General features: G+C 68.0%; 26 protein-coding genes, 3 pseudogenes and 1 riboswitch. Of the genes and pseudogenes, 15 read left to right on the top strand and 14 right to left on the bottom strand.

All coding sequences use genetic code 11. From position 1 onward, the window contains the following. The first annotated feature begins 71 nt into the window (after positions 1-71). A complete protein-coding gene (locus AB0M62_RS06145) occupies positions 72-1535 on the top strand; it encodes a glycosyltransferase 87 family protein (protein ID WP_366072913.1) in 1464 nt (487 codons plus the stop codon). Positions 1536-1641: 106 nt separating this feature from the next. Here the strand turns inward: AB0M62_RS06145 and AB0M62_RS06140 are convergent, their stop codons facing one another. The 3 genes from AB0M62_RS06140 to AB0M62_RS06130 form a co-directional block, all read right to left on the bottom strand. Then, the gene (locus tag AB0M62_RS06140; RefSeq protein ID WP_366072912.1) at positions 1642-2673 is read right to left on the bottom strand and encodes an alanine racemase; all 1032 of its coding nucleotides are present in this window, start codon (positions 2671-2673) and stop codon (positions 1642-1644) included. A gap of 73 nt (positions 2674-2746) precedes the next feature. Beyond that, complete coding sequence (locus AB0M62_RS06135) at positions 2747-3865, bottom strand: peptidoglycan bridge formation glycyltransferase FemA/FemB family protein (RefSeq protein WP_366072911.1); 1119 nt, start codon at positions 3863-3865, stop codon at positions 2747-2749. A gap of 120 nt (positions 3866-3985) precedes the next feature. Beyond that, positions 3986-4300, bottom strand: a complete 315-nt coding sequence (locus AB0M62_RS06130) for a hypothetical protein (protein ID WP_366072910.1) — start codon at positions 4298-4300, stop codon at positions 3986-3988. Between the two features lie 284 nt (positions 4301-4584). Here AB0M62_RS06130 and rpsF point away from each other — a divergent pair, with 284 nt between their 5' ends. The 4 genes from rpsF to rplI all read left to right on the top strand — a co-directional run bounded on the left by rpsF (position 4585) and on the right by rplI (position 6293). Next, positions 4585-4875 (top strand): 30S ribosomal protein S6, encoded by a 291-nt coding sequence (rpsF, locus tag AB0M62_RS06125; protein ID WP_100108075.1) that lies wholly within the window; start codon positions 4585-4587, stop codon positions 4873-4875. Positions 4876-4951: 76 nt separating this feature from the next. Beyond that, positions 4952-5548: a single-stranded DNA-binding protein gene (locus tag AB0M62_RS06120; protein ID WP_366072909.1), complete on the top strand. Its 597-nt coding sequence runs from the start codon at positions 4952-4954 to the stop codon at positions 5546-5548. Positions 5549-5591: 43 nt separating this feature from the next. After that, positions 5592-5828, top strand: coding sequence for a 30S ribosomal protein S18 (rpsR, locus tag AB0M62_RS06115; RefSeq protein WP_003967857.1), 237 nt, complete (start codon positions 5592-5594; stop codon positions 5826-5828). A gap of 18 nt (positions 5829-5846) precedes the next feature. After that, positions 5847-6293, top strand: coding sequence for a 50S ribosomal protein L9 (gene rplI, locus AB0M62_RS06110; RefSeq protein WP_366072908.1), 447 nt, complete (start codon positions 5847-5849; stop codon positions 6291-6293). A 148-nt stretch (positions 6294-6441) separates the two neighbouring features. On the opposite strand, the gene AB0M62_RS06105 is transcribed toward rplI, so the two are convergent. After that, complete coding sequence (locus tag AB0M62_RS06105; protein WP_366072907.1) at positions 6442-7779, bottom strand: MATE family efflux transporter; 1338 nt, start codon at positions 7777-7779, stop codon at positions 6442-6444. Positions 7780-8236: 457 nt separating this feature from the next. Here AB0M62_RS06105 and dnaB point away from each other — a divergent pair, with 457 nt between their 5' ends. Beyond that, positions 8237-9715 (top strand): replicative DNA helicase, encoded by a 1479-nt coding sequence (gene dnaB / locus AB0M62_RS06100; protein WP_366072906.1) that lies wholly within the window; start codon positions 8237-8239, stop codon positions 9713-9715. Between the two features lie 121 nt (positions 9716-9836). Continuing rightward, positions 9837-11216 (top strand): serine hydrolase domain-containing protein, encoded by a 1380-nt coding sequence (locus tag AB0M62_RS06095; RefSeq protein WP_366072905.1) that lies wholly within the window; start codon positions 9837-9839, stop codon positions 11214-11216. A 77-nt stretch (positions 11217-11293) separates the two neighbouring features. Here the strand turns inward: AB0M62_RS06095 and AB0M62_RS06090 are convergent, their stop codons facing one another. The 4 genes and pseudogenes from AB0M62_RS06090 to AB0M62_RS06075 form a co-directional block, all read right to left on the bottom strand. Then, positions 11294-11659, bottom strand: coding sequence for a restriction endonuclease (locus tag AB0M62_RS06090; RefSeq protein ID WP_366073067.1), 366 nt, complete (start codon positions 11657-11659; stop codon positions 11294-11296). A 156-nt stretch (positions 11660-11815) separates the two neighbouring features. Then, positions 11816-11931: pseudogene (locus AB0M62_RS06085) on the bottom strand (winged helix DNA-binding domain-containing protein); the annotation flags it as partial. A 50-nt stretch (positions 11932-11981) separates the two neighbouring features. Beyond that, the gene (locus AB0M62_RS06080) at positions 11982-12443 is read right to left on the bottom strand and encodes a GNAT family N-acetyltransferase (RefSeq protein WP_366072904.1); all 462 of its coding nucleotides are present in this window, start codon (positions 12441-12443) and stop codon (positions 11982-11984) included. A gap of 35 nt (positions 12444-12478) precedes the next feature. Further along, entirely contained in the window at positions 12479-12949 is a 471-nt protein-coding gene (locus AB0M62_RS06075; protein WP_366072902.1) for a MarR family transcriptional regulator, read from the bottom strand. Positions 12950-13093: 144 nt separating this feature from the next. Here AB0M62_RS06075 and AB0M62_RS06070 point away from each other — a divergent pair, with 144 nt between their 5' ends. Further along, positions 13094-14326, top strand: a complete 1233-nt coding sequence (locus tag AB0M62_RS06070) for an MFS transporter (RefSeq protein ID WP_366072901.1) — start codon at positions 13094-13096, stop codon at positions 14324-14326. A 92-nt stretch (positions 14327-14418) separates the two neighbouring features. Here AB0M62_RS06070 and AB0M62_RS06065 read toward each other — a convergent pair. Further along, positions 14419-14746, bottom strand: a pseudogene (locus tag AB0M62_RS06065) (hypothetical protein). Positions 14747-14822: 76 nt separating this feature from the next. Here AB0M62_RS06065 and AB0M62_RS06060 point away from each other — a divergent pair. Both AB0M62_RS06060 and AB0M62_RS06055 read left to right on the top strand, forming a co-directional pair. Next, positions 14823-15276: pseudogene (locus AB0M62_RS06060) on the top strand (hydrolase). A 164-nt stretch (positions 15277-15440) separates the two neighbouring features. Continuing rightward, entirely contained in the window at positions 15441-17024 is a 1584-nt protein-coding gene (locus tag AB0M62_RS06055; RefSeq protein WP_366072900.1) for a globin domain-containing protein, read from the top strand. Positions 17025-17069: 45 nt separating this feature from the next. Here AB0M62_RS06055 and AB0M62_RS06050 read toward each other — a convergent pair whose 3' ends face one another. The 4 genes from AB0M62_RS06050 to AB0M62_RS06035 all read right to left on the bottom strand — a co-directional run bounded on the left by AB0M62_RS06050 (position 17070) and on the right by AB0M62_RS06035 (position 20231). After that, complete coding sequence (locus AB0M62_RS06050; RefSeq protein ID WP_366072899.1) at positions 17070-17549, bottom strand: NUDIX hydrolase; 480 nt, start codon at positions 17547-17549, stop codon at positions 17070-17072. 62 nt (positions 17550-17611) lie between these two features. Beyond that, on the bottom strand, positions 17612-18508 hold the full coding sequence (locus AB0M62_RS06045) for a LysR family transcriptional regulator (protein ID WP_366072898.1): 897 nt from the start codon (positions 18506-18508) through the stop codon (positions 17612-17614). A 208-nt stretch (positions 18509-18716) separates the two neighbouring features. After that, entirely contained in the window at positions 18717-19847 is a 1131-nt protein-coding gene (locus AB0M62_RS06040; RefSeq protein WP_366072897.1) for a cystathionine gamma-lyase, read from the bottom strand. Positions 19848-19850: 3 nt separating this feature from the next. Continuing rightward, positions 19851-20231, bottom strand: coding sequence for a phage holin family protein (locus AB0M62_RS06035; RefSeq protein ID WP_366072896.1), 381 nt, complete (start codon positions 20229-20231; stop codon positions 19851-19853). 128 nt (positions 20232-20359) lie between these two features. Between AB0M62_RS06035 and AB0M62_RS06030 the strand changes: the two genes are divergently transcribed. The 4 genes from AB0M62_RS06030 to AB0M62_RS06015 all read left to right on the top strand — a co-directional run bounded on the left by AB0M62_RS06030 (position 20360) and on the right by AB0M62_RS06015 (position 22721). Then, on the top strand, positions 20360-20677 hold the full coding sequence (locus tag AB0M62_RS06030) for a cupin domain-containing protein (protein WP_366072895.1): 318 nt from the start codon (positions 20360-20362) through the stop codon (positions 20675-20677). Positions 20678-20801: 124 nt separating this feature from the next. Beyond that, entirely contained in the window at positions 20802-21020 is a 219-nt protein-coding gene (locus AB0M62_RS06025) for a DUF5326 family protein (protein ID WP_366072894.1), read from the top strand. A gap of 339 nt (positions 21021-21359) precedes the next feature. Further along, complete coding sequence (locus AB0M62_RS06020; protein ID WP_366072893.1) at positions 21360-22130, top strand: IclR family transcriptional regulator C-terminal domain-containing protein; 771 nt, start codon at positions 21360-21362, stop codon at positions 22128-22130. 99 nt (positions 22131-22229) lie between these two features. Beyond that, positions 22230-22721 carry an SsgA family sporulation/cell division regulator gene (locus tag AB0M62_RS06015; RefSeq protein ID WP_366072892.1) on the top strand — a complete coding sequence of 164 codons (492 nt, stop codon included), beginning with the start codon at positions 22230-22232 and terminating at the stop codon, positions 22719-22721. Between the two features lie 63 nt (positions 22722-22784). Here AB0M62_RS06015 and AB0M62_RS06010 read toward each other — a convergent pair whose 3' ends face one another. Next, the gene (locus tag AB0M62_RS06010) at positions 22785-24176 is read right to left on the bottom strand and encodes a YibE/F family protein (RefSeq protein WP_366072891.1); all 1392 of its coding nucleotides are present in this window, start codon (positions 24174-24176) and stop codon (positions 22785-22787) included. Positions 24177-24247: 71 nt separating this feature from the next. Further along, positions 24248-24361, top strand: a riboswitch (TPP riboswitch). On the opposite strand from AB0M62_RS06010, the gene thiC reads away from it, so the two are divergent. Then, on the top strand, positions 24354-26126 hold the full coding sequence (gene thiC / locus AB0M62_RS06005; RefSeq protein WP_366072890.1) for a phosphomethylpyrimidine synthase ThiC: 1773 nt from the start codon (positions 24354-24356) through the stop codon (positions 26124-26126). (Overlaps the previous riboswitch by 8 nt.) Positions 26127-26150: the final 24 nt, after the last annotated feature.

Below are 26150 nucleotides of genomic sequence, written 5' to 3'. Positions count from 1 at the left end.
CGGCGTGAGGGCCGTCGCGGCAGCCGCGACGGCCTTCACGCGTACGCGGGTACGTACGGCAGGATGAGCCCATGACGAGCGTGCACGAGGACCCACCCGTACTGCCCACGCAGCAGGACGAAGTGGCCGCAGCCGGGAGCGAGATCATCGGCGGACCGACCGGCCGCTACGCGGCGCTCGGCACAGGCCCGCTCACCCCTGTCCGCGTCATCGTCCTGGTCGCTCTCGGCATGTTCGCCCTCGGCATGGCGCAGAAAGTGCCGTGCTACGACTGGGCCTGGTTCCGCGGGGCGACGTCGCAGTACACCCACGCCTGCTACTCCGACATCCCGCACCTCTACGCCGGACGCGGATTCGCCGACAGTCTCCTACCGTACTTCGACCGGCTGCCCGGTGACATGGAGTACCTCGAATACCCCGTGCTGACAGGCCTGTTCATGGAAGCCGCCTCGTGGCTCACCCCCAGCAGCGGCTCCATCGTGTACCGCGAACAGGTCTACTGGATGGTCAACGCGGGCATGCTGATGGTCTGCGCCGCTGTCATCGCCGTCTGCGTGACCCGCACCCACCGCCGGCGCCCCTGGGACGCACTGCTCGTCGCCCTCGCACCAGCCTTCGCCCTGACCGCCACCATCAACTGGGACCTGCTCGCTGTCTCCCTGACCGCGGCGGCGATGCTCATGTGGTCGCGCTCCAGGCCCCTCGCCTTCGGCATCCTCCTCGGCCTCGCAACCGCCGCCAAGCTTTACCCCGCGCTGCTCCTGGGACCGCTGTTCGTGCTGTGCTGGCGCGCCGGGAAGTGGCGCGAACTCGCGGCCGGCGCGCTCGGCGCCACCGGCGCCTGGCTGGCGGTCAACCTGCCCGTCATGTACTTCGCCCCCGAAGGCTGGAAGAAGTTCTACACCTTCAGCCAGGAACGCCCCGTGGACTTCGGCTCCCTCTGGCTGATCATCTCCCAGCGCACCGGCAACCCCCTGGAAGATGCCAACACCTACGCCACACTCCTCACCCTGGTCCTCTGCGCGGGCATCGGGGCGCTCGCCCTCACCGCCCCACGCCGGCCCCGCTTCGCCCAGCTGGCCTACCTGGTCGTCGCCGTCTTCATCCTCACCAACAAGGTCTACTCACCGCAGTACGTGCTGTGGCTCATCCCCCTCGCAGCCCTCGCCCGGCCCCGCTGGCGGGACTTCCTGATCTGGCAGGCCTGCGAGGTGATGTACTTCCTGGGCATCTGGATGTACCTCGCCTATACCGAGAGCGGCGACAAACACCAGGGACTCCCCACCGAGGGCTACCAGCTCGCCATCGCCGTCCACCTGCTGGGCACCTTGTACCTGTGCGCCGTTGTTGTACGTGACGTGCTCCTGCCGGAACGGGACGTCGTACGCAAGGACGGCTCGGACGACCCCTCCGGCGGGGTCCTCGACGGCGCACCCGATGTCTTCGTCCTCGGCGAGGCAGCCCGCCCACACGGGCAAGTCGCCCACCTGGAGGCGCATCCCCGCGTCGAATGGGGCACCGCCCTGCGCGAATAGCGGCTGCCCGGCACTTCCACGGCACGCGAAAGGGGCCCTGGCCGACACCCAACGGTGCGGCCCGGGCCCCTTTTCAGCTGCTCAACGTTTCACGCGGTGTGAAGCATCAGCGGTCGACCACCCGGTCGAACTGCGTTGTCGTGTGCCGTAGATGAGCCACCAGCTCCTCGCCCACCTTCGGCTCCGGCGCATCCGCCGGCACGAAGAGAATCGACACCTGCATGTGCGGCGGCTCCGCGAACCAGCGCTGCTTGCCCGCCCACACGAACGGCGACAGATTCCGGTTCACCGTCGCCAGACCCGCACGCGCCACACCCTTGGCACGCGGCATCACCCCGTGCAGCGCCTTCGGAGCCTCCAGCCCCACCCCGTGCGACGTACCCCCCGCCACCACGACCAGCCAGCCGTCCGAAGCAGCCTTCTGCTGCCGGTAGCCGAAACGGTCGCCCTTGGAGACACGGGTCACGTCCAGCACCGCGCCCCGGTACTCCGTCGCATCGTGATCGCCCAGCCACAGCCGCGTCCCGATCCGCGCCCGGAACCGCGTCTGCGGGAACTGCTGCTGCAGCCGCCCCAGCTCCTGAGCGCGCAGATGGCTCACGAACATCGTGTGCAACGGCAGCCGGGCCGCACGCAGCCGGTCCATCCACCCGATGACCTCCTCGACCGCGTCGGACCCGTCCGTACGGTCCAGCGGCAGATGCAGGGCGAAGCCCTCCAGCCGCACATCCTCGATCGCGGCGTGCAGCTGCCCCAGCTCATGCTCGGCAATACCGTGGCGCTTCATCGAACTCATGCACTCGATGACCACACGCGCCCCCACCAGGCCGTGCACCCCGTCCACCGACGAGACAGAACGGATCACCCGGTCCGGCAACGGCACCGGCTCCTCACCCCGCCGGAACGGCGTAAGAACCAGCAGATCACCGCTGAACCAGTCCTTGATACGGGCGGCCTCGTAGGTCGTCCCCACCGCGAGGACGTCGGACCCGAAACGCGTCGCCTCCTCCGCCAGCCGCTCATGACCGAAGCCGTACCCGTTGCCCTTGCAGACCGGCACGATCCCCGGGAACTGCTCGATCACATGCTTCTGGTGCGCCCGCCAGCGCGCGGTGTCGACGTAAAGCGTGAGCGCCATGGCCGGTCCGGAACCTTTCTCGTGGCTGCGGTGTATCAGAGGTATGAACGGTAACTACGGGGAGTCAACCGGATCAGCGGCGCGACATGTAAATGTCGAGCGCCTTGTGAAGCAGCTTGTTCAGCGGGAAGTCCCACTCCCCGACGTACTCGACCGCCTCACCACCCGTACCGACCTTGAACTGGATCAGGCCGAACAGGTGATCGGTCTCGTCGAGCGAGTCACTGATGCCGCGCAGGTCATACACGCTCGCACCCAGTGCGTACGCATCACGCAGCATCCGCCACTGCATCGCGTTCGACGGCCGCACTTCGCGCTTGTGGTTCGCCGACGCCCCGTACGAGTACCAGACATGGTGGCCCACCGTCAGCATCGTCGCAGCCGCCAGCGGCTCGCCGTCATGCTTGGCGATGTACAGGCGCATCCGGTTCGGGTCCTCGGAGTTGAGGGCCGTCCACTGACGCTGGAAGTAGCTCAGCGGCCTCGGCCGGAACCGGTCGCGCTCCGCCGTGACTTCGTACAACTGCTGCCACACCGGCAGATCGTCGTAGCCACCCTGGACGACCTCGACGCCGGCCTTCTCCGCCTTCTTGATGTTGCGCCGCCACAACTGGTTGAAGCCCTTCAGGACGTCATCCAGCGAACGATTCGCCAGCGGCACCTGGAAGACGTACCGCGGCTGCACATCACCGAATCCGGCCCCGCCGTCCTCGCCCTGCTGCCAGCCCATCCGGCGCAGCTTGTCCGACACCTCGAAGGCGCGCGGCTCGATGTGCGACGCCTCGACGTCCCGCAGCCGCTTCACATCCGGGTCCTGGATCCCCGACTTGATCGCCGCCGCGTTCCAGCGACGGATCACCACTGGAGGGCCCATCTTCACCGTGAACGCACCCTGCTGCTTCAGGTGCGCCAGCATCGGCTGCAGCCACTCGTCAAGATTCGGCGCATACCAGTTGATGACCGGGCCCTCCGGCAAGTACGCCAAATAGCGCTTCACCTTGGGCAACTGGCGATACAACACCAGGGCCACACCGACCAGTTCGCCGGACTTGTCGAACCAACCAAGGTTCTCCGAGCGCCATTCGTTCTTCACGTCGGCCCATGCCGGGACCTGACAGTGGCTAGCCGAGGGCAGGCTCTGGATATAAGCCAGATGCTGCTCTCGGCTGATGGTCCTCAAGGACAGGCTCATGCGGGGCGCTCCTCCGGCGGACTTCGCTGGGTATGGCGCGAAGCCTACTGCGACAAGGGCGCGACCCCACTGGGGGACGGTCCACCCACCGCCGGCCCCCGAGTCCCCACGCCGAGTGAGCTACCCGAGCACCCCGCCGAAAAGTCCACCGTGAGCCATGCCGAGGAAGAAGCCCATCGCCGACGCTCCGAGGCCCACGATCAGCGCGAAACGCTCACGCGTGGTCACCGAGATGAACTGCCCGTACGCACCCGTGATGATTCCGATGAGCCCCGCCCAGGAACTCAGCAGATGCAGGTTGTGGAACATCGCAGTGACGAAGGCCACCGCACCCAGCACGACCGTCACTGCCACCAGGGTGTCCTGGAGGGGATGAGGCTTGCCGTCGGTCGCGAGCAGAGAGACAGAGGAGTTTCGTCGCATTGCCTGTGCCATGAGGCACCTCCTGGCTGGAAACGGGGCGGTGCACCCGGCGCCCCGGACGAGAGCCGGAGCCATAGCACCGCGCACACCCGCTGTGTACAGATTGTGTCCCCTGACCGCCGGATTTCAACCGGAAGGAGGTGAGCAGGTAGTCTGTACGGTCTGCACCGGTGTCTGCCCAGGTCACACACAGTCCCCCCGGATTGTCAGTGGCGGCGGATACCGTTGCTTACGCATCACGACCCTCCTGCCACGGAACGACCGTGGCCGCTGAGTCCAAAGGAGGTGGGTTCCACATGCGTCACTACGAGGTGATGGTCATCCTCGACCCCGATCTCGAGGAGCGCGCTGTCTCCCCGCTGATCGAGAACTTCCTCTCCGTCGTCCGTGAGGGCAGCGGAAAGGTTGAGAAGGTCGACACCTGGGGCCGTCGTCGTCTCGCTTACGAGATCAAGAAGAAGCCCGAGGGCATCTACTCGGTCATCGACCTGCAGGCCGAGCCTGCGGTCGTCAAGGAGCTCGACCGCCAGATGAACCTGAACGAGTCGGTCCTCCGGACCAAGGTCCTCCGCCCCGAGACCCACTGAGCCAGTAGCTCAGAGGTAATCGGGTTCGAGTAGCAGCACAAGCAGCCAGCAGCAATCCCCGCCGAGAGGTTCACCCATGGCAGGCGAGACCGTCATCACGGTCGTCGGCAATCTCGTCGACGACCCCGAGCTGCGCTTCACCCCGTCCGGTGCGGCGGTCGCGAAGTTCCGTGTCGCGTCCACTCCCCGCATCTTCGACAAGCAGACCAATGAGTGGAAGGACGGCGAAGGCCTGTTCCTCACCTGCTCGGTCTGGCGTCAGGCGGCGGAGAATGTCGCCGAGTCGCTCCAGCGAGGCATGCGCGTCGTCGTGCAGGGCCGGCTGAAGCAGCGGTCCTACGAGGACCGTGACGGCGTCAAGCGCACGGTCTACGAGCTGGACGTCGAGGAAGTCGGCCCCAGCCTCAAGAACGCCACGGCCAAGGTCACCAAGACCACCGGCCGAGGCGGCCAGGGCGGATACGGCGGCGGTGGCGGCCAGCAGGGCGGCGGCAACTGGGGCGGAGCCCCCAGCGGCGGCCAGCAGGGCGGCGGCGGTGCACCCGCCGACGACCCCTGGGCCACCAGCGCCCCGGCCGGCGGCGGTCAGCAGCAGGGTGGGGGCAGCTGGGGCGGAAGCTCCGGCGGCTCCGGCGGCTCCAGCGGCGGCTACTCGGACGAGCCGCCCTTCTAAGGGCAGCCCGTACCCCACTTCTTGATCACACAGGAGAAACACAATGGCGAAGCCGCCTGTGCGCAAGCCTAAGAAGAAGGTCTGCGCATTCTGCAAGGACAAGACCCAGTACGTGGACTACAAGGACACGAACATGCTGCGGAAGTTCATTTCCGACCGCGGCAAGATCCGTGCCCGCCGCGTCACCGGCAACTGCACGCAGCACCAGCGTGACGTCGCCACGGCCGTCAAGAACAGCCGTGAGATGGCGCTGCTGCCCTACACGTCCACCGCGCGATAAGGGAAGGGTGACCGAAACATGAAGATCATCCTCACCCACGAGGTGTCCGGCCTCGGCACTGCCGGCGACGTCGTTGACGTCAAGGACGGCTACGCTCGCAACTACCTGGTCCCGCGCGGTTTCGCGATCCGCTGGACCAAGGGTGGCGAGAAGGACGTCGAGCAGATCCGCCGTGCCCGCAAGATCCACGAGATCGCGACCATCGAGCAGGCCAACGAGGTCAAGGCCAAGCTCGAAGGCGTGAAGGTTCGCCTGGCCACCCGCTCGGGTGACGCCGGCCGCCTCTTCGGTTCCGTCACTCCGGCCGACATCGCCTCGGCGATCAAGGACGCCGGTGGCCCCGAGGTCGACAAGCGTCGCATCGAACTGGGCGCCCCGATCAAGACCCTGGGCTCGCACCAGATCTCCGTGCGTCTGCACCCCGAGGTCGCCGCGAAGCTTGGCATCGAGGTCGTCGCCGCGTAAGCGCTGCACTCCCATAGAGTGCAGGAAGGGCCGCACCCTCAGGGGTGCGGCCCTTCGTCGTTTCACGTGAAACAACCCGAACCGGATGTTTCACGTGAAACACATGCCGACTAAGACTCCCGTCCCCGACCTCGGCTCCCGGACCCCGTCAGCGCGTCGCACCCGTAACCACCCAGCGGCCCGACCGCACACGCAACTGCAGCGTCACCATACGAATCACCATCATCAACGTCATCGCACACCACAGCGCCGTCAGACCGCCCCCCAGCGCGGGCACCAGCAGCGCCACCGGCGTGAACACAACCAGAGTCACCAGCATCGCCCACGCCAGATACGGACCGTCCCCCGCGCCCATCAACACCCCGTCCAGCACAAACACGATCCCCGAAACCGGCTGAGAAACACCCACCACCAGCAATGCCGGCAACAGGGCGTCCCGCACCGCCGGATCAGTCGTGAACAGAGGGATGAACAGCGGCCGCGACACGACCACCAGCACACCCAGCACCACACCCGCCGCCACACCCCACTGCACCATGCGACGGCACGCAGCCCTCGCACCAGCAGCGTCACCCGCGCCCAGATAACGGCCGATGATCGCCTGCCCAGCAATGGCGATCGCATCAAGCGCGAAGGCAAGCAAACTCCACAGCGAGAGAATGACCTGATGCGCGGCCACCTCTGCATCACCCAGCCGTGCGGCCACCGCCGTCACAATCAGCAACACCGCGCGCAGCGACAACGTACGCACCAACAACGGCGCCCCGGCCTGCGCACAAGCCCTGATCCCCGCTGAATCGGGCCGCAGGGAAGCACCGTGCACGCGAGCACCCCGCACCACCACAACCAGATAGGCCACGGCCATCGCACACTGAGCGATCACCGTGCCCCAGGCAGATCCCGCAATTCCGAAACCCGCGCCGTACACCAAGCCCACATTCAATGCCGCGTTGGCAGCGAAGCCGCCCACCGCCACATAGAGCGGTGTCCTCGTGTCCTGCAGACCACGCAGCACACCCGTGGCCGCCAGCACGACCAGCATGGCCGGGATGCCGAACGCGGAGATCCGCAGATACGTGACCGCATACGGAGCGGCAGTGTCAGAGGCGCCGAACAACCCGATCAGCCAAGGCGCCGTGGGCAGCACCACCGCCACCACCACGGCACCGAGCAGGAGGGCCAGCCAAATACCGTCCATCCCCTGTCTGATGGCGGCGGGGAGATCGCCGGCGCCCACCCGCCGGGCCACGGCAGCCGTGGTCGCGTACGCAAGGAAAACGAAGACGCTGACAGCAGTCACCAGCAGCGCCGCAGCGATACCGAGACCGGCAAGCTGAGGAGTCCCAAGATGGCCGACGATGGCGCTGTCGACCATGACGAACAGCGGCTCGGCGACGAGGGCGCCGAAGGCGGGAACGGCGAGAGCGATGATCTCTCGGTCATGGCGTCGGCGGACAGCCTTCGGTATCGCGGGGGCCCGTGTCATGGGTGCAATCTAATCTTCCACAGGTAAGAGATGCAATCGCCTAGAGGGGCTTACCTGACCCCTGACCGGGGGCTCTTTCGTGCGCTGTTTGCGGCGATCTTGATCCGGGCGGGAAAGTTTTTCTTCCCCACAGCCAGTGGACGGCAAAACTGCAGGTCAGGCTGGTTTGGAAGGGGCTGGTATGAGTTTGTCCACAGTGCTGTCCCCCGGTCCGTGCACAGGTTCCGTGGAGTTACCCACAGGCAATGCGGTCTCGTCCACATGGCCTGTGGATAACCAGATTGGCTGACGGTGCCTGCGGGCCTACCGTTGTGCGGCGCCTGCCTCCTGTTTTGACTCCCGTCACCTGTCGAACCCGACGTGCCGGAAGCGGAATCGGGCGCGTCGGAATGTCAGAGCTGTGCCGTAGGAAGAGTGGCACGGCGAGGTCCGCGCGGCGGACGGAGGAGGTGGCCCGGTGAGCATTCCCGAGCCCATTGACGACCCCTGGACCGACACTGGTCCGGGGGATCGTCTGCCCGTCTCCCGCCCGCGCCGCGGTGAAGCCAGGGGCCGCGAGGACCAGCACGAGCGGGGCCGGGACGGTGGGGTCTGGGATGGTGGCGGGGCCGCGTTCGAGCGCGTACCCCCGCAGGACCTGGACGCGGAGCAGTCCGTCCTGGGCGGCATGCTCCTGTCGAAGGACGCCATCGCGGATGTCGTCGAGGTGCTCAAGGGCAATGACTTCTACCGGCCCGCCCATGAGACGGTTTTCCAGGCGATCCTCGACCTGTACGCGAAGGGCGAGCCGGCCGACCCGATCACGGTGGGCGCGGAGCTCACCAAACGTGGCGAGATCACGAGAGTGGGCGGCGCATCGTATCTGCACACATTGGTGCAGTCGGTGCCTACCGCGGCCAACGCCGAGTACTACGCGGAAATCGTCCATGAGCGTGCGGTGCTGCGGCGGCTGGTCGAGGCAGGCACGAAGATCACGCAGATGGGATATGCGGCGGACGGGGATGTCGACGAGATCGTCAACTCCGCCCAGGCCGAGATCTACGCGGTGACCGAGCAGCGGACGTCCGAGGACTATCTGCCGCTGGGCGACATCATGGAGGGCGCTCTCGACGAGATCGAGGCGATCGGTTCGCGCAGTGGCCAGATGTCGGGTGTGCCGACGGGTTTCACGGACCTGGATTCGCTGACGAACGGGCTGCATCCGGGACAGATGATTGTCATCGCGGCGCGTCCGGCGATGGGTAAGTCGACGCTGGCGCTGGACTTCGCCCGGGCCTGCTCGATCAAGGCCAATATGCCGAGCGTGATCTTCTCGCTCGAAATGGGGCGGAACGAGATCGCGATGCGTCTGCTGTCGGCAGAGGCGCGGGTGGCTCTGCATCACATGCGGTCGGGTTCGATGACGGACGAGGACTGGACGCGGCTGGCCCGACGGATGCCGGATGTGTCGGCGGCGCCGCTCTATATCGACGATTCGCCGAACCTTTCGATGATGGAGATCCGGGCGAAGTGCCGTCGGCTCAAGCAGCGGCAGGATCTGCAGTTGGTCGTGATCGACTATCTGCAGCTGATGCAGTCCGGTGGTGCGAGGCGTCCCGAGAGCCGGCAGCAGGAGGTCTCGGACATGTCGCGAAACCTGAAGCTGCTCGCGAAGGAGCTTGAGGTGCCGGTGATTGCGCTGTCTCAGCTGAACCGTGGCCCGGAGCAGCGTACGGACAAGAAGCCGATGGTCTCGGACCTGCGTGAGTCGGGCTCGATCGAGCAGGACGCCGACATGGTGATCCTGTTGCACCGGGAGGACGCGTACGAGAAGGAGTCACCGCGCGCTGGCGAGGCGGACCTGATCGTGGCGAAGCACCGTAATGGTCCGACGGCGACGATCACTGTGGCGTTCCAGGGTCACTATTCGCGTTTTGTGGACATGGCTCAGACCTGAGTAGTGGGGCTGCAGGGCTCGATCCGTGCCGCATCCCGCGGCCGGAGTCGTACGGGTCCGACGTGTCGTGCGCAGGCGAAAAGAGGTCGACTGTGGGCCGTCGCGGGGATAGAGGTGTGCCATGACATCTGCGCTTGAAGAACTTCTCCCCGATACGCGGCGGGCGCTGCTGCACCGCATCGCCACCGCTCAGGCGGAGGGTCGGGCTCCGTCGGTCGTGGCGGCGGTGGTGCGCGGCGGACGGACGGTCTGGACGGGTTCGCGTACGTCGGTCGAGGGGCACGGCCCGGACGCGAACGTGCAGTACCGCATCGGGTCCATCACCAAGACCTTCACGGCTGTGCTGGTGCTGCGGTTGCGAGACGAAGGCCTGCTGGATCTCGGGGACCGACTGGAAGAGCATCTGACCGGTACCGGCGTGGGCGAGGTGACCATCGGTCAGTTGCTGGGTCACACCGCGGGCCTTGCTGCGGAGACGCCCGGGCCGTGGTGGGAGCGGACCCCCGGCGCGTTGCGGGCGGAGCTGGCCGATGTGCTGGGTGAGCGGCCCGCTCTGCATCCGGCCGGGCGCAGGTACCACTACTCCAATCCCGGTTACACGCTGCTCGGTTCGCTGGTCGAGGCGCTGCGTGGGGCGTCGTGGGAAGAGGTGCTGCGGCGCGAGGTTCTGGAGCCGCTCGGCCTGCGGCGTACGACGGCCCAGCCGCAGGGCCCTCACGCGGGTGGCTGGGCCGTGCATCCATGGGCGGATGTGATGATGCCCGAGCCGTTGGAGGACCTGGGGCTGATGGCTCCGGCCGGGCAGCTGTGGTCCACGGCGGATGATCTGGCGCGGTTCGCCGTGTTCCTGGCGGGGGGCGACGAGCGGGTGCTGAGTGCGGAGTCGGCGCGGGAGATGCGCACGCCGTCGGGGCCGCCCGAAGCCGATGCGCTGGACGCCGGGTACGGGCTGGGGCTGCAGGTTTCGCGCGTCGGGGGCAGGACGCTGGCGGGGCACAGCGGTTCACTGCCGGGATTCGTGGCGGGGTTGTGGATGAGCGAGGCGGACGACGTGGCGGCGGTGACGCTGGCCAACTGCACGTCGGGGTTGCCGGCGGCGACGGTGGCGGCTGACCTCGTACGGATCGTGGCAGATTCGGAGCCTCGCATTCCGCATCCTTGGCAGCCGCTGGCGGAAGTGGATGAGGCCCTGCTCCAGTTGACCGGTGTCTGGTACTGGGGGACCGCGGCGTTCGGATTGCGGGTGTCGGCTGATGGGGGGCTGGAGCTGGGCCCGCTCACGGGCGGCGGCCGGAGTGCGCGATTCCAGGCAGACGGGGACGGTTCGTGGACCGGACTCAACGGCTACTACGCGGGTGAGACGCTGCGGTCGGTGCGAGGCGAAGGCGGCGCGGTGAGCCATCTGGACCTGGGGTCGTTCGTGTTCACGCGCGAGCCGTACGAGACGGGGGCGCCGGTTCCTGGTGGCGTTGACCCACGCGGCTGGCTGGGGTCTCGGTAGAGTCCGGGCGGGCCCGAAGCCGCAACGTGGATCTGCGACTTCGGGCCCTGCCCGTGTCATTGCGATTGCGCGAATCCCTACCGCAGCACCTGCAGCTTCGTACCGCTGTTCCAGGCCTCCAGTAGGCCTCGGTGTACGTCCGTGATGTCGTGGCGCGTGGCCAGGAGAAGCGCGTCACGGGTGAAGGGGCATGTGGCGACCAGCAGGGCGATGTCAGCCCGGCATTCGAGCTTGGCCATTCCGATGAACTGCTGGACGTCGCCGCTGGTGATGGATCCGCCGGGGTTGCGTGACTTGCACTGGACCATGACCCGGCGACCGTCGGGCGTGTACGTGACGATGTCCGCACCGGTGCCACCGTGGCCGCCGGTCACACTGACCCGGTCGCAGCCGTCGCGGCGGCAGAGCCAGGCGATGTGCTGCTCGAACTGCCCGGGATTCATGGCGTCGAGGGCGCCCATGGAGCCGGCGGCCTCGCGCTCGTGCAGGACGCGCTGGAGGCGGGTGATCTCTTCTTCACGCGCCTCGAGCTGGGCGCGCTGCTCGCTGTCGCTCTGGATGGCGATGTTGAGGAGTGGGACGACAGTCCGGCTGAACGTATTTCCGGCGCGGTCGAAGAATGCGCCACGGTGGTCCGGGGGCGGAGGTGAAAGTCGCGGTCGGACCAGCCCATCGCACTGGGGTCGAGGCCGGGCAGCAGGGCCGCTCAGGGTTCGACCGCGGTTCGGGTTCGGTGTCGCCGGTCGCCACCAGGTTGCGACTGTCTCAGAGCTGGAGCTTGAAGCCCACGTGTGAGGCGGTGAAGCCGAGTCGCTCGTAGAAGCGGTGGGCGTCGGCCCGGGTGGTGTCTGAGGTCAGTTGGACCATCTGGCAGTCCTGGCGGCGGGACGCGCCGATGGCCCATTCGATGAGCCGGGTGCCCAGGCCGCTGCCGCGTTCGTCGGCGTGGATGCGTACGCCTTCGATGACCGAGCGGGTCGCGGCGCGGCGCGACAGGCCGGGTATGACGGTGAGCTGCAGTGTTCCGACGACGTGGTTGCCGCGGACGGCGACGACGACGTGCTGGTTGGGGTCGCCGTCCAGCCGTTCGAGCGCGCGTTGGTACGGGATGAGGTCGTCCGGTGATTCGCGTGTTGCCCCGAGCGGGTCGTCGGCCAGCATCGCGACGATGGCGGGCAGGTCGGCAGCTGCGGCCGGCCGTATCTCCAGGGTGTCCGGTTCGCTCATGATCCGCAGACTATCGACCGCGTGGTCGGGGCGGGCTATGCGGTGGGCGCGGGGGCCTTCATCGTTTCGACGGCGGTGACCAGGGGGGCCAGCTCGGGGTTTTTCGCGGCTTCGTCGAGAGCCTCGCGCAGGGCGGTGTCGTTGGTGGGCCGGGCCTCGGCGAGGAGTGTGAGGCCGGCTTCGGTGACGTCGGTGTAGATGCCGCGCCGGTCGGTGTCGCAGAGGTAGCGGCTGAGGAGGCCGCGGTCTTCGAGGCGGGAGACCAGGCGGGTGGTGGCGCTCTGGCTGAGGACGACGGAGTCGGCGACCTGGTGCATGCGCAGGTGGCCGCCGGGGCCGTTGTGCTGTCGGCTGAGGACGTCGAGGAGTGAGTACTCGCGGACGCTGAGGCCGTTGTGTGTCTGCAGGGCGCGTTCGATGTGGGCCTCGATCCTGCCGTGGAGCAGGGAGAGGGCGCACCAGCCTTGGGAGAGGGCGGCGGTGGGTTCGGTTCCCGTGGCGATCATGGGAGTCCTCCTTCGGCGCGGTGCGTATGGCGTGAGACCAGGATAGGCCACTTCCGAAATAGCCCGCGCTTGCAATTAATGAGCGTCTGCAATTATTGTTTACGCTCGTAAACAGCTAACGCATTCTCCTGAAGGGTTCTTCCCATGCCTCTCGCGCTGCTGGCACTCGCCATCGGGGCCTTCGGGATCGGCACCACCGAGTTCGTGATCACGGGGCTGCTCCCTGAGGTCGCCGCCGACTACGGTGTCTCGATTCCCACTGCCGGTTTCCTGGTCACGGGCTACGCGCTCGGCGTCGTTCTGGGCGCCCCGCTGATGACGATCCTCGGCACCCGGGTCTCCCGTAAGCGCATGCTGATGCTGCTCATGGGTCTGTTCATCGTGGGCAACGTGATCTCCGCCGTGGCCTCCGTCTTCGGTGTGATGCTCGCGGGGCGCGTTGTGGCCTCACTGGCGCATGGCGCGTTCTTCGGTATCGGGTCCGTGGTAGCCGCCGACCTGGTCGCCCCGCAGAAGAAGGCCGGTGCCATCGCCATGATGTTCACGGGCCTGACTGTCGCCAACGTCGTCGGTGTGCCGATGGGCACGCTCGTGGGTCAGACCCTCGGCTGGCGCGTCACCTTCCTGATCGTCGCCGCACTCGGTGTCGTCGGGCTGTTGGGTGTGGCAAGGCTGGTGCCCGAGCAGCCTCGGCCCGAAGGCGTACGTGTTCGCCTCGAATTGGCAGCGTTCCGCAATGTCCAGGTACTGCTTGCCATGGCGATGACGGTTCTGGGCTTCGGCGGAGTGTTCGCCGCCATCACCTACATCACGCCGATGATGACCGACGTCGCCGGCTTCGCCGACACCTCGGTCACCTGGCTGCTGGTCCTCTTCGGCCTCGGAATGGTCGGCGGCAATCTCGTCGGCGGGCGTTACGCGGACCGCAAGCTGATGCCGATGCTGTACGTGTCGCTGGGCGCCCTCGCGGTCGTTCTCGCCCTGTTCACCCTGACCGCTCACCACAAGATCGCCGCAGCCGCGACCATTGTGCTCATCGGCGCCCTGGGCTTCGCGACCGTACCGCCGTTGCAAAAGCGCGTCCTGGACCAGGCCGCGGGAGCTCCCACCCTCGCATCAGCGGTGAACATCGGAGCCTTCAACCTCGGCAACGCGCTGGCCGCGTGGCTCGGCGGCCTCGTCATCGCCGGTGGCTTCGGCTACACCGCCCCCAACTGGGTGGGCGCGGCTCTCGCCGCGTCGGCGCTTGCTCTCGCCCTCCTCTCCGGTGCGTTGGAGCGCCGCGTCCGTGGCAGCGGTGTACTCGACGGCGGATCGGGTGCTCTCGCCTCCCTCTCGGTGCCGGAGCGGATCGCGTCCGCCCCGGCCCGCCGTTGACCTCTGCCCCCGCGCAACGTTGGCCTCCGCGCCGGCTCACCCGTCGACTTCCGTCCCACCCTGGCCCCACAGCGGGTACGTGGCGCCGGGGGTCAGGCGGGTCGGCGCGCACTGGTGGCGGCCACCGCTCTTCCGGCGCCCGAGCGGTGATCCCGGCCGCGTCTCGTCAGCCCCCAGGGCTTGAGGGCCGAGACGGCCGTGATGAAGAAGTAGGTGGCTGCGGACACGGACGGGGCGACGACAAGGTTGATGTCGACCGCCCCCTCGACGCCGGCCTGGTTGATCCCGGGACGGAGGGAGAAGATCGAGAGACCTGTGGTGATCAGGGTGAGCCCCGATGGTGAGGCCCAGCCAGCTGACGGACACAGCGACACGGACGACAAGGAGCGCCCGGCGTGTGGGGCGACGGAGATGTTTCACGTGAAACACGGTGCCGCGCGCTGGGGCTCGGGTCGTCTGCCGGTGGGAGTAACCGCCCGTACTAGCCTCGGCGTACATGGCGACCTTGCATCTCTTCGACCTCGACGGAACGCTGATCCATGGCTCGGCCGCCCAGGTGGAGATATCCCGGCAGCTCGCGCTCGATGCGGAGATCGCAGAACTGGAGCGGGATTTCATCACTCGCCGGATTTGTGGAGCTGCTCCTCGACTGGAGTGCGCACGCCGCGCACGGCTCCCGTTTTCCCGGGCGTGCCGTTTACGGGGCCGGCCGATGTGGCGCACATCCTGGAGATCGCGGACCGGCTGTGCGCGGAGTTCGGGGTGGGGAGGACCGACTGTGTCGCGTATGGGGACACCATGTCCGACGCGGCGCTGTTCGGGGTCGTCTCCGCGTCGGTCGCGGTCAACGCGGACCATCATCTGACCGGGCTCGCCACGTACACCAATAAGGGACGGGGGACCTACGGGAGGCCTACCGCCTTGTGCAGTCGTCCGGGCACGCCGGGTAGCGATCCTAACGGGCGGACGAGTCGAATACCCGGAGTTCCCGCTATTTGTCCGAGGGGTTGTTCGATCCTGGCATGCTGCGACGACGGGAACTGCGGCCAAGATCGTTTAAATGTGAGGCCGTGCAGCGCGCAGACCGACCAAATGTCTTGAAGCGAGGCACAGGATGGACGCTCTGCCCACCACGCCGACAGGCAACAGCATGTCCGGCGAGGGCAGCGGAGACGGAAGCGGCTGGTTCACACCGCACAGACAGCCGGCCGGTGAGGACCATGACTCCGCCTCCAGCCATGACCGGATACCGGAGCGGAACGGGTTGCCGATCCGGCAGGTGGCCTCGATCCGCCCGGTGCGCTCGGCTCAGGAGCGTTCGGCGGCTAGGCCGGATTCCCGCCCTCAGCCGGCACCGTCAACCCACCGCCCCCAGTCCGCAGCTGAGCAGCACCGCGCCCAGTCGGCACCGGATCCGCGCCACGCGCCGGCGCCGCCGGGCCCTGGCCCTGAGCCCTCGCAGGCCCCCGGACAGTACGAGCGGCAGCAGTACGTCCCGCGCCACGAACCGTCGCCGGCCTCCGCTCGAGTCCCCGCCGAGCCCGCCACCGCCCCGTACGACGGCTCGGACGCGTCGCCCGACGCCATCCTCGTCCGGCGCACGCTGGCGGAGATCGCCCCCGTCGCGGACAAGGTGACCTCCTACTTCTACGCTCTGGTCTTCATCGGCCACCCCGAACTGCGTGCGCTGTTCCCCGCCGCGATGGACACCCAGCGCGACCGCATCCTGAAGGCCCTGCTCACCGCCGCGGAGAACATCGACAACCCCGACGTACTCGTCGCATATCTGCAGAACCTGGGCCGCGGCCACCGTAAGTACGGCACGCAGGCCGAGCACTACCCGGCGGTCGGTGAGGCGCTCATCGGGGCGCTGGCCCGGTATGCCACCCGGACCTGGGACGCGGAGACCGAGGCGGCGTGGGTGCGGACGTACACGGCGATCTCGCAGATCATGATCGATGCAGCCGCCGAGAACGAACACCAGGCACCGGCCTGGTGGCATGGCGAGGTCGTCTCCCACGACCTGCGCACCCCGGACATCGCCGTCGTCACCGTTCGGCCCGACCAGCCGTACCCGTTTCTCGCGGGCCAGTACACCAGCTTGGAGACTCCCTGGTGGCCGCGGATTTGGCGGCACTACTCCTTCGCCTCCGCGCCCCGTGCCGACGGTCTGCTCTCCTTCCACGTCAAGGCGGTCCCCGCGGGCTGGGTGTCCAACGCCCTTGTGCATCACGCCCGGCCCGGCGATGTGATCCGGCTGGGACCGCCGGCCGGCTCGATGGTCGTCGACCACAGCACGGCCAACGGAATGCTGTGTCTGGGCGGCGGCACGGGCATCGCGCCCATCAAGGCGCTGATCGAGGATGTCGCCGAGCACGGCGAACGACGTCCGGTGGAGGTCTTCTACGGGGCACGCAGCAACCACGACCTGTACGACATCGACACGATGCTTCGGCTGCAGCAGTCGCATCCCTGGCTGTCGGTACGGCCCGTCGTCTCCGACAGCATGTCCGGAGGGCTGACCGGTCAGCTGCCGGAGGCCGTGGGCGAGTACGGTCCGTGGAACTCGTACGACGCGTACCTCTCGGGGCCGCCCGGCATGATCCGCAGTGGGGTGGACGCGCTGAAGAGGATCGGAATACCGGACGAGCGGATACGGCACGACTCGGTCGAGGAGCTGGTCGCAGCAGGCGACTGACGGCCCTGCACCGACAGGATCGCCCCGACGGGTCCTAGCCCGGGCCTAGCCCAAATCGGGTGCGTGCATGGCCCGTACTCCCTCGATGTTGCCGTCGAGGTAGTGCCGCAGGGACAGCGGTACGAGATGGACGGCGGCGATGCCGACGCGGCTGAACGGGACGCGGACGATCTCGTACTCCCCGCAGGGTTCGTCGACCTCGGGCCCGTGCCGCTGGGAGGTGTCCATCGACTCGAGCCGGCATACGAAGAAGTGCTGCACCTTGACGCCCGTCACTCCGCCGTCGGCGATGTGCTCGACGGTGTCGACGAAGCAGGGCACCACATCGGTGATCTTGGCGCCGAGTTCCTCGTCCACTTCCCGGTGCAGGGCGTCGATGACGGTGGCGTCCTCCGGTTCGACGCCGCCGCCGGGGGTGAGCCAGTACGGATCCATGCCGGGCTTGGTGCGCTTGATCAAAACGAGGTCGTTGCCGTCGAGCAGGATGGCGCGTGCGGTGCGCTTGACCACGGGTCGTTCGGTCATGGGAAGAGAGTGGCCCGCGATACCGGTTCTGAAACTCCCGGCCGTACCCGTGTTGGCGGACTTCACCAGTCGACTGCCGCGCGCAGCAGCCATTCGTGTGCCCGCGCGAGGTGCGGCAGGGCGAGTGTGCCGGCACGCACCACCAGGAAGTACGTGCGCAGCGGGGGCACCGGCGGGTCGAGCAGGGCCACTACTTCGCCGCTGTCCAGGGCGGACTCGCAGAGGTAGCGGGGCAGTACGGCCATTCCGGCGCCGGCCGCGGTGCACTGGAGGACTGCGCGCAGATCGGGTGCGATGACGGTGGCCGCGGCTGTCGGCCGGGTGTCGAAGACGGTGGTCCAGTAGCGGGAGAAGAAGGGCAGGGACTCGTGCACTTCGACGACGGGCATCTGGTCCAGTACGGCGGGGCCTTTGTGGCGCAGCAGCCCCGGGCCGATGCGCGAGGCCCAGCGGGGCGCGGCGACCAGGACGTGTTCCTCGTCGCAGAGCGGGCTGGCGGCGAGTAGTCCGCCGCGGGGCCGGGCCGTGGTGATGGCGAGGTCGTGGTGGCCGGCGGCGAGGCCTTCCATGGTCTCCGCGGCGTTGTCGACGAAGGCGGCGCGCAGCGCGAGGCCCTGGGTGATGAGCGGTGTGAGGGCGGGCAGGGCGCGCAGCGAGGTGAACTCCGGGGGGCCGACGAGGTGGAGGGTCCGTACGGCGGACTCCTCGTCGAGTCCGGCTTCGGTGATCTCCACCAGCGCGTCCAGGTGCGGGGCGGCCTTGTGGGCAAGTTCGTCGCCGATGGTGGTGGGGGTCACGCCCCGGGCCTGGCGCAGGAAGAGCGGCCGGCCCAGCTGGCGTTCCAGGGTGCGGATCTGGGAGGTCACCGCGGGCTGGGAGAGCCCCAGGAGGGCGGCGGCACGCGTGAAGGAGCCGGCCCGGTGCACGGTGACGAACGTGCGGAGCAGGGCCAGATCCATGGCAGCAGCCCCTCCTGGTTCGGCGCCCCCGGGCGAGTTCCCAACTATAAATAAGTCGATAGGTCTCTGTCGCTACAGTGATTGGACACTGACGCAGAGTCAACTAGCCTTGTGCGGGAGGTTCTTCACGCGTGGAACCTGGGCGGTCCGAGCCATGAGGGGGGAGGCTCGGACCGTCCGAATTGCGTAGCCGTGGCGTAGCGCCCCGCTATCGCGAGGACGCCTCGTCCAGCGCATGCAGCACATCGGCAACCAGGTCGGGGGTGTCCTCGGCGCCGGCCGAGAAGCGGATGAAGCCCTCCGCCACGGCGTCGCCGCCCCAACGTCCGCGCCGCTCGGCGGTGGACCGTACGCCGCCGAAGCTTGTCGCGTCGTCGACGAGCCGGAGGGCACCCAGGAAGCGCTCGGCGTGGGCGCGGTCGGGGAGTGTGAAGGACACGACGCAGCCGTAGCTCCGCATCTGCGCCGAGGCCGTCCTGTGCGCGGGGTCGCCGGGCAGTCCGGGATGGCGGAGGCCGGTCACCTCGGGGCGGGCGGCCAGAGCTTCGGCGATGGCGAGCGCGTTGGCGCTCTGCCGGGCGGCCCGCAGCTGGAGGGTGGCCAGGGAGCGGTGTGCCAGCCAGGCTTCCATCGGGCCCGGGATGGCTCCGACGATCTTGCGCCAACGTCGTACCCGGACGGCGAGTTCGGCATCGCGGCAGGTCACATAGCCGAGCAGGAGGTCGCCGTGGCCGGTCAGCCCCTTGGTGCCGCTGGCCACGGAGAAGTCCGCGCCCAGTTCGAGGGGCCGCTGCCCGAGCGGGGTGGCGAGGGTGTTGTCCACGGCGACCAGTGCCCCGGCGGCGTGTGCCGCGTCGGCCAGCCGCCGTACGTCGCACACGTCGAGCCCCGGGTTCGACGGCGTCTCGAGCCACAGCAGCCGGGCTCCGTCCAGCAACGGCAGCTGCGCGTCGCCGGCGGTCGGCGCGGTGCGCACCTCGATGCCGTAGGCCTCCAGTTGCTCGCGCAGCAGCGGCAGCGCCTGGTAGCCGTCGTCGGGAAGGACCACCGCCTCGCCTGCCCTGGCGTGGGAGAGCAGTACCGCCGAGATCGCCGCCATGCCGGAGGCGAAGACGACCGTCTCCGCCCCGCCGGGCTCGTCCGGCGCCTCCAGCTCACCGATGGCCCGCTCGAGGTGGGTCCAGGTGGGGTTCTCGTCGCGGCCGTAGGTGTACGGGCCGGTGGGTTCGCCGGGCAGGTGGAAGTGCGCGGCGAAGACCGGGCCGGGCAGGGTGGGTTCGTTCTTGACGGGCTCGGGCAGCCCGGCGCGTACCGCTCGCGTACCGTCCCCGATGTTCACTCTTCAGTCCTTGTCGTCGGGCAGGAGGACGTTCATTCCCCAGGACACGATGCTGATGATCAGGCCACCGAGTATGGCGGTCCAGAAGCCCTCGACATGGAAGCTGAGATCCAGTTTGTCGGCGAGCCAGGAGGTCAGCAGCAGCATCAGGGCGTTGATGACGAGGGTGATCAGGCCGAGTGTGAGGATGAACAGCGGCAGCGTCAGCAGTTTCACAACGGGCTTGACGACGAAGTTGACCAGCCCGAAGAGCAGAGCGACCAGGACGAGGGTGAGGGCCTTGCGGCCGGTGCTCTCGCCGGTCAGCGTGATGTCCTGGAGCAGCCAGATGGCCACCGCGAGGGCTGCCGCGTTGGCGATCGTCTTGACTACGAAATTCTTCATGTGTCTGATCGTGGCAGACGTGATCGGTGCAGCACACCGGCGGAAACCGTGGAATCGATCTGCGCACGCAGGCCGTACGGCGGACCGTGCAGTGGACCGTGGAATCAAGCGCAAGGGGCGGACGGGCGATGAAGGCATTCCGGCTGGATGAACTGGAGGCGGAGCGGGCCGCCAACGACGGGGCGTATCTGCAGTTCCTGCGTGAGCGGAACATGTCCGTCGGCCTGTACGCGCTGGACGCCGGCCAGAGTGATCCACAGCAGCCGCACCGGCAGGACGAGGTGTACTTGGTCGTCAGCGGCCGCGCCTCGATCACTGTGGGGATGGAGACGACGCAGGTCGGGCGGGGCAGTGTCGTGTACGTCCCGGCCGGTGTGCCGCACAAGTTCCACCACATCAGCGAGGATCTGCGGGTGATGGTCATCTTCTCTCCGCCTGAGAGCTGACCCGCGGGCCCGGGTCTCCCTAGGGGGGACATCAGGGGAGACCAAGGGCCTTCGGGGCCCCGTTAGGCACCTCTGCGCCCCTAGCATCAAAGGCACAGACACAGCCTGGAAAGAGGTAGGGACGATGGCCGTACGGGAGATTTTCGCGGGGATGCCGTGGTGGGTGAAGTGGATCGCGGTGCCGGTCATCGCTCTTGTCGTGTTCGGCGGCCTCATCACGAGCCTGCTCAGCCTTGTGTTCGGACTGCTCTTCAAGGTCCTGGTCTTCGTGGCGCTCGTTGCCGGACTGGTCTTCGTCGTGCGGAAGTTCACGTCGACCTCGACCTCACGCAGCGACTGGTGATGTGAGCGGGTCGGGACGGGGATGAATAGGACCGACGGGACGTAACGCGCCCATGGGAGGGCAACCGGCGCCGACCGGACGCGACGGCACGCGACACGGCACCGGCGGACCGGTTAGCCCGGCTGAGGGAACGTGAGGCGTTAGCCCCCTCCCGCCGGGGACGGGCCGCTACGGTGAAAATCTGTGCCGTTTCCTGGGCAGCTCGTCGGTTGCATTGCCGTGACCTGCGGTTCTGTCGGATGGTCCATGGTCTGCCGTCCGTCCCCCAGGAGTACGGCGGGCGCGGGGGCGGCCCCCGCGGGCGGGCTCGCTGCCCGTCGGCACGCCTGGGGGTGACCTGTGGCCACGGCTCAAAGTCCGGTCGTTCCGACCCTGATCGGCTCGGTGCAGAGAGCGCTGAGACTGCTGGAAGCGGCAAGCTCCCATGTCGGCGGAGCGCCGGCAAAGCAGCTCGCCCGTGAGGCTGGCATTCCGCTTCCGACCGCGTACCACCTGCTGCGCACCCTCAGCCACGAGGGCTATCTGCGCCGGGAGAACGGGGTGTTCGTTCTCGGTGCGGCTGCCGAGCGGCTGGGCGGAGGCTGTGCCCAGCAGAATCAACGCAGGATGATCATCGACTCGCTCGCGCACTGGCGCGACATCATCGGCGTCCCGGTTTACTTCGCGCTCTACCGCGAAGGCGAGGTCGAACTCGTCTCCGTCGCCGACACACCCAGCTCGCCCGCCGTCGAGGAGTGGGCCGACTTCCGCGAGACGGCGCACGCGCATGCGATCGGTCAGTGCCTGCTGAGCCAGCTCGACGAGAAGTCCCGACAGGACCATCTCGACCGCTATCCGGTACGGGCCATCACTCCGTACACGGTGCGGGACAACAGGGCACTGCGCCAACGCCTGTCCTCGACGGAACGTATGCAGCCGGTCGTCGAGCGCCAGGAGTACGCACTCGGAACAGTGTGCGCCGCCATCCCGATCACGGCCGGATCGACCGCCGGGACCATGGCCATTTCGCTTCCTCTGCATCAAGAAGAGCGTTTGCTCTATGCAGTTGACCGACTTCGGAGTGAAGTAGGCGCGCTGTTGAGTTCGCTCGCGTTCTCTATCAGTATCTGAAAACTCACTTCTTGTGGTCCCCTAGCGCTTACACCACGATTGGGTCAATACGGCCAGAGGGATCATTTCTGACCACTCTCCACAACAGCGGGGTTGGCAATGCGCGAGTCGGTGCAGGCAGAGGTCATGATGAGCTTCCTCGTCTCGGAGGAGCTCTCGTTCCGGATTCCGGTGGATCTGCGGTACGACGCGAGCGACCCGTACGCCGTCCGGCTGACCTTCCGCCTTCCCGGCGACGACCCGGTGACCTGGGCTTTCGGCCGCGAATTGCTCCTCGACGGCGTCAACGGGCCCTGTGGGGAAGGCGATGTCCACATCGTCCCGGCGGGTATCCCGGCCGAAACCCCGGCCGAAATCCGGGCGGGCTCCCCGGTCGCCGCCTACCTCCCCGACGTACACATCCTGCTCCAGGTCGGCCCGGACCGGGCCCGGTTCCGGGTGGGCGCCGCGCCCCTGATCGCGTTCCTCGACCGTACCGACCGGCTCGTGCCCCTGGGGCAGGAGCGCGCGCTCGGGGACTTCGAGGGAAACCTCGACGACGCGCTCGTACGGATCCTCGCCGAGGACGCGGAGGAGCAGAACGCGGGCTGATTGCGCCCTCGCCTCGCCACGCCGCCACGCGCTCGCCTCCCGGACTGTGCCCGGACCGGCACTTCAGGCCTTGCGGCGCCGGCCTCTGCCCCCACGCCTCGGCGGGGGGGCAGAGGCCGACGCGCCCCCGGATCCCGACGCGCCCCCGGATCCCGGCGCGCCCCCGGATCCCAGGGCGCTGTCGGAAGCCGGGCGGTCGGCGGACACCACCAACGCCGCCAAGGCCGTCGTCACCGGCACCGAGGCCACGAGGCCGATGGATCCGACGAGGGTCCGTACGATCTCCTCCGCCACCAGCTCGCTGTTGGCAACGGTCCCCACACTGCTCTGCGCGATCGAGAAGAGCAGCAGCAGCGGCAGCGCCGCGCCCGCGTAGGCCAGCACGAGCGTGTTGACGACGGACGCGATGTGGTCCCGGCCGATCCGGATGCCGGCCCGGTAGAGGGCGCGCGGACCCATCGTCGGGTCGGCCTGGCGCAGTTCCCATACCGCCGACGTCTGAGTGACCGTCACATCGTCCAGTACGCCGAGCGAACCGATGATGACGCTCGCGAGCAGCAGGCCGCTCATGTCGATGTCCGGGTAAAGGCCGTGAATCAGCCCGGTGTTGTCGTCCGTGTTGCCGGTGAGACTGGCCCAGTCGATGAAGCCCGAGCCGAGCAGGCCGATCAGCAGCAGCGAGATCAGTGTGCCGATGACGGCGACGGACGTACGGGCCGTAAAGCCGTGGCACACGTACAGCGCGATCAACATGATCGCGCTCGCCCCGACCACCGCGACGATCAGCGGATCGGAGCCCTGCAGAATCGCCGGGAGGATGAAGAGCGTCAGGATGGCGAAGCTGACCACGAGCGCGATCAGCGCGAACAGGCCGCGCAGCCGGCCGACTGCGACCACGGCGACGGCGAAGATCCCCGCCAGCACCGCCAACGGGACCTTCCGGTTCACATCGGTCACCGAGTACTGAAGGTCGCGGGGTGCGTCCGGCGCGTACGCCACCACCACGCCCTGTCCCTCGGTCAACTGCCGCGGCGCGTCAGGCTGGATGATCTCGACGAAGGTGCGGCCCTTGTCCTCGCCGGTGGTCACCTTGATCGTCGCTCTCGCGCACTCCCCGTTCTGGGCCTGCTGCGCCTCGCGGCCCTCGGGCGTCGACGTGTCGCCTGTCGGTGGGACCTGCGCGGCGTTGACGTCCTTGCAGTCGACTTTCTCGACCTTGGTGACCGTGCCCTGCTGCGTCTGGCGGTCGAAACCCACACCGGTGCGCTCGTGCGCGGGCGCACCGCCTGGCCAGAGCACCACCAGACCGACGAGGACCGCGGTGGCGAACGGGATCAGAACAGCGGCGATGACCTTGCGCAGGTGCTGCGAGACGGGAGCCGCAGGACCGTGGCCGTGGGAGTGGCCGTGCGGGTGGCCATGGGGCTCTGGTGGGGGCGGGGGCAAGGAGGTCACCGACCGATCATCGCAAGAACACAGGGGGTCCACTGTTCAGCACGCCAGAGAGGACGCTAGCGTGGGGGCACCTTTGCACACGCGGGAGCTCGGAGCACCGGGCTGAGAGGGCGCTGACGAAGCTGCGCCGACCGCCGAACCTGTTACCGGGTAATGCCGGCGTAGGGAGTAGGTCTCATGACCATTCAGGATGCACGCACGCCTGCCGCCGATCCGGCGGAACGCAAGCCGGGCTGGCACAAGGGATACGTCACGGGCTCGCGCCCCGACCTCCGCGTGCCGGTACGTCAGGTGCACCTCACCAACGGCAAGGACGTGACGCTGTACGACACGTCCGGTCCGTACACCGACCCCACCGTCGAAACCGACGTCCGCCGCGGGCTGCCGCCGCTGCGGGAGAACTGGATCGTCGGCCGCGGCGACACCGAGGAGTACGCGGGGCGCCCGGTCCGTCCCGAGGACGACGGCATCAAGCACACCTCGCCGCGCGGGGGCCTGCGCAACCTCGACGCGGTCTTCCCCGGCCGCCCGCGCCAGCCGCGGCGGGGCCGGGACGGGCAGGCGGTGACGCAACTCGCGTACGCGCGCCGGGGCGAGATCACTCCGGAGATGGAGTACGTCGCGATCCGCGAAAACGTCTCTCCCGAGGTCGTACGGGAGGAGATCGCGGCCGGCCGGGCCGTGCTGCCTGCCAACGTGAACCACCCGGAGATCGAGCCGATGATCATCGGCAAGCGGTTCCTGGTCAAGGTCAACGCCAACATCGGGAACTCGGCCGTCACGTCCTCCATCGAAGAGGAGGTGGAGAAGATGACGTGGGCGACGAAGTGGGGCGCGGACACCGTCATGGACCTCTCCACCGGCCGCAACATCCACACCACCCGCGAGTGGGTGCTGCGCAACTCTCCCGTGCCGATCGGCACCGTTCCGCTCTACCAGGCTCTGGAGAAGGTCGACGGCAAGGCCGAGGAGCTGACCTGGGAGATCTACAAGGACACGGTCATCGAGCAGGCCGAGCAGGGTGTCGACTACATGACGGTCCATGCCGGTGTGCTTCTGCGGTACGTGCCGCTGACCGCGCGCCGCAAAACCGGCATCGTCTCGCGCGGCGGCTCGATCATGGCCGCCTGGTGCCTGGCGCACCACAAGGAGTCGTTCCTGTACGAGAACTTCGACGAGCTCTGCGCGATCCTCGCCGCGTACGACGTCACGTACTCCCTCGGTGACGGCCTGCGCCCCGGATCGATCGCCGACGCCAACGACGAGGCGCAGTTCGCGGAGCTGCGCACGCTGGGTGAGCTCAACACCATCGCCAAGCGGCACAACGTACAGACGATGATCGAGGGCCCCGGTCACGTCCCGATGCACAAGATCAAGGAGAACATCGACCTCCAGCAGGAAATCTGCGAGGAGGCGCCGTTCTACACTCTGGGCCCCCTGACCACCGATGTCGCCCCGGCGTACGACCACATCACGTCCGGCATCGGGGCCGCGATGATCGCCTGGTGGGGTACGGCGATGCTGTGTTACGTCACGCCCAAGGAGCACCTGGGCCTGCCGGACCGCGACGACGTGAAGACCGGCGTCATCACGTACAAGATCGCGGCGCACGCGGCGGACCTGGCGAAGGGGCACCCCGGCGCGCAGGAATGGGACGACGCGCTGTCGGACGCGCGGTTCGAGTTCCGGTGGGAGGACCAGTTCAACCTGGCTCTCGACCCGGACACGGCCCGTGAGTTCCACGACGAGACACTGCCCGCCGAACCGGCGAAGACGGCGCACTTCTGCTCGATGTGCGGGCCGAAGTTCTGCTCGATGAAGATCTCCCAGGACATCCGGCGCCGGCACGGCGACGCCCTGCAGACCGACGAGATCGAGGCCGGGATGGCGGAGAAGTCGGCGGAGTTCGCGGCGGCGGGCAACCGCGTCTACCTGCCGCTCGCGGACTGACCCGGGAGCCAGGGCCCGGGCCGC

It is taken from the genome of Streptomyces sp. NPDC051219, assembly GCF_040682335.1.
GTDB lineage: Bacteria > Actinomycetota > Actinomycetes > Streptomycetales > Streptomycetaceae > Streptomyces.
This window is presented reverse-complemented; position numbering and strand designations above follow the sequence as displayed.

Coding starts and splice junctions, on each gene's coding strand:
- AB0M62_RS06145 (WP_366072913.1), top strand. CDS start 72: ATGACGAGCGTGCACGAGGACCCACCCGTACTGCCCACGCAGCAGGAC.
- AB0M62_RS06140 (WP_366072912.1), bottom strand. CDS start 2,673: ATGGCGCTCACGCTTTACGTCGACACCGCGCGCTGGCGGGCGCACCAG.
- AB0M62_RS06135 (WP_366072911.1), bottom strand. CDS start 3,865: ATGAGCCTGTCCTTGAGGACCATCAGCCGAGAGCAGCATCTGGCTTAT.
- AB0M62_RS06130 (WP_366072910.1), bottom strand. CDS start 4,300: ATGGCACAGGCAATGCGACGAAACTCCTCTGTCTCTCTGCTCGCGACC.
- rpsF (WP_100108075.1), top strand. CDS start 4,585: ATGCGTCACTACGAGGTGATGGTCATCCTCGACCCCGATCTCGAGGAG.
- AB0M62_RS06120 (WP_366072909.1), top strand. CDS start 4,952: ATGGCAGGCGAGACCGTCATCACGGTCGTCGGCAATCTCGTCGACGAC.
- rpsR (WP_003967857.1), top strand. CDS start 5,592: ATGGCGAAGCCGCCTGTGCGCAAGCCTAAGAAGAAGGTCTGCGCATTC.
- rplI (WP_366072908.1), top strand. CDS start 5,847: ATGAAGATCATCCTCACCCACGAGGTGTCCGGCCTCGGCACTGCCGGC.
- AB0M62_RS06105 (WP_366072907.1), bottom strand. CDS start 7,779: ATGACACGGGCCCCCGCGATACCGAAGGCTGTCCGCCGACGCCATGAC.
- AB0M62_RS06095 (WP_366072905.1), top strand. CDS start 9,837: ATGACATCTGCGCTTGAAGAACTTCTCCCCGATACGCGGCGGGCGCTG.
- AB0M62_RS06090 (WP_366073067.1), bottom strand. CDS start 11,659: ATGAATCCCGGGCAGTTCGAGCAGCACATCGCCTGGCTCTGCCGCCGC.
- AB0M62_RS06080 (WP_366072904.1), bottom strand. CDS start 12,443: ATGAGCGAACCGGACACCCTGGAGATACGGCCGGCCGCAGCTGCCGAC.
- AB0M62_RS06075 (WP_366072902.1), bottom strand. CDS start 12,949: ATGATCGCCACGGGAACCGAACCCACCGCCGCCCTCTCCCAAGGCTGG.
- AB0M62_RS06070 (WP_366072901.1), top strand. CDS start 13,094: ATGCCTCTCGCGCTGCTGGCACTCGCCATCGGGGCCTTCGGGATCGGC.
- AB0M62_RS06055 (WP_366072900.1), top strand. CDS start 15,441: ATGGACGCTCTGCCCACCACGCCGACAGGCAACAGCATGTCCGGCGAG.
- AB0M62_RS06050 (WP_366072899.1), bottom strand. CDS start 17,549: ATGACCGAACGACCCGTGGTCAAGCGCACCGCACGCGCCATCCTGCTC.
- AB0M62_RS06045 (WP_366072898.1), bottom strand. CDS start 18,508: ATGGATCTGGCCCTGCTCCGCACGTTCGTCACCGTGCACCGGGCCGGC.
- AB0M62_RS06035 (WP_366072896.1), bottom strand. CDS start 20,231: ATGAAGAATTTCGTAGTCAAGACGATCGCCAACGCGGCAGCCCTCGCG.
- AB0M62_RS06030 (WP_366072895.1), top strand. CDS start 20,360: ATGAAGGCATTCCGGCTGGATGAACTGGAGGCGGAGCGGGCCGCCAAC.
- AB0M62_RS06025 (WP_366072894.1), top strand. CDS start 20,802: ATGGCCGTACGGGAGATTTTCGCGGGGATGCCGTGGTGGGTGAAGTGG.
- AB0M62_RS06015 (WP_366072892.1), top strand. CDS start 22,230: ATGCGCGAGTCGGTGCAGGCAGAGGTCATGATGAGCTTCCTCGTCTCG.
- thiC (WP_366072890.1), top strand. CDS start 24,354: ATGACCATTCAGGATGCACGCACGCCTGCCGCCGATCCGGCGGAACGC.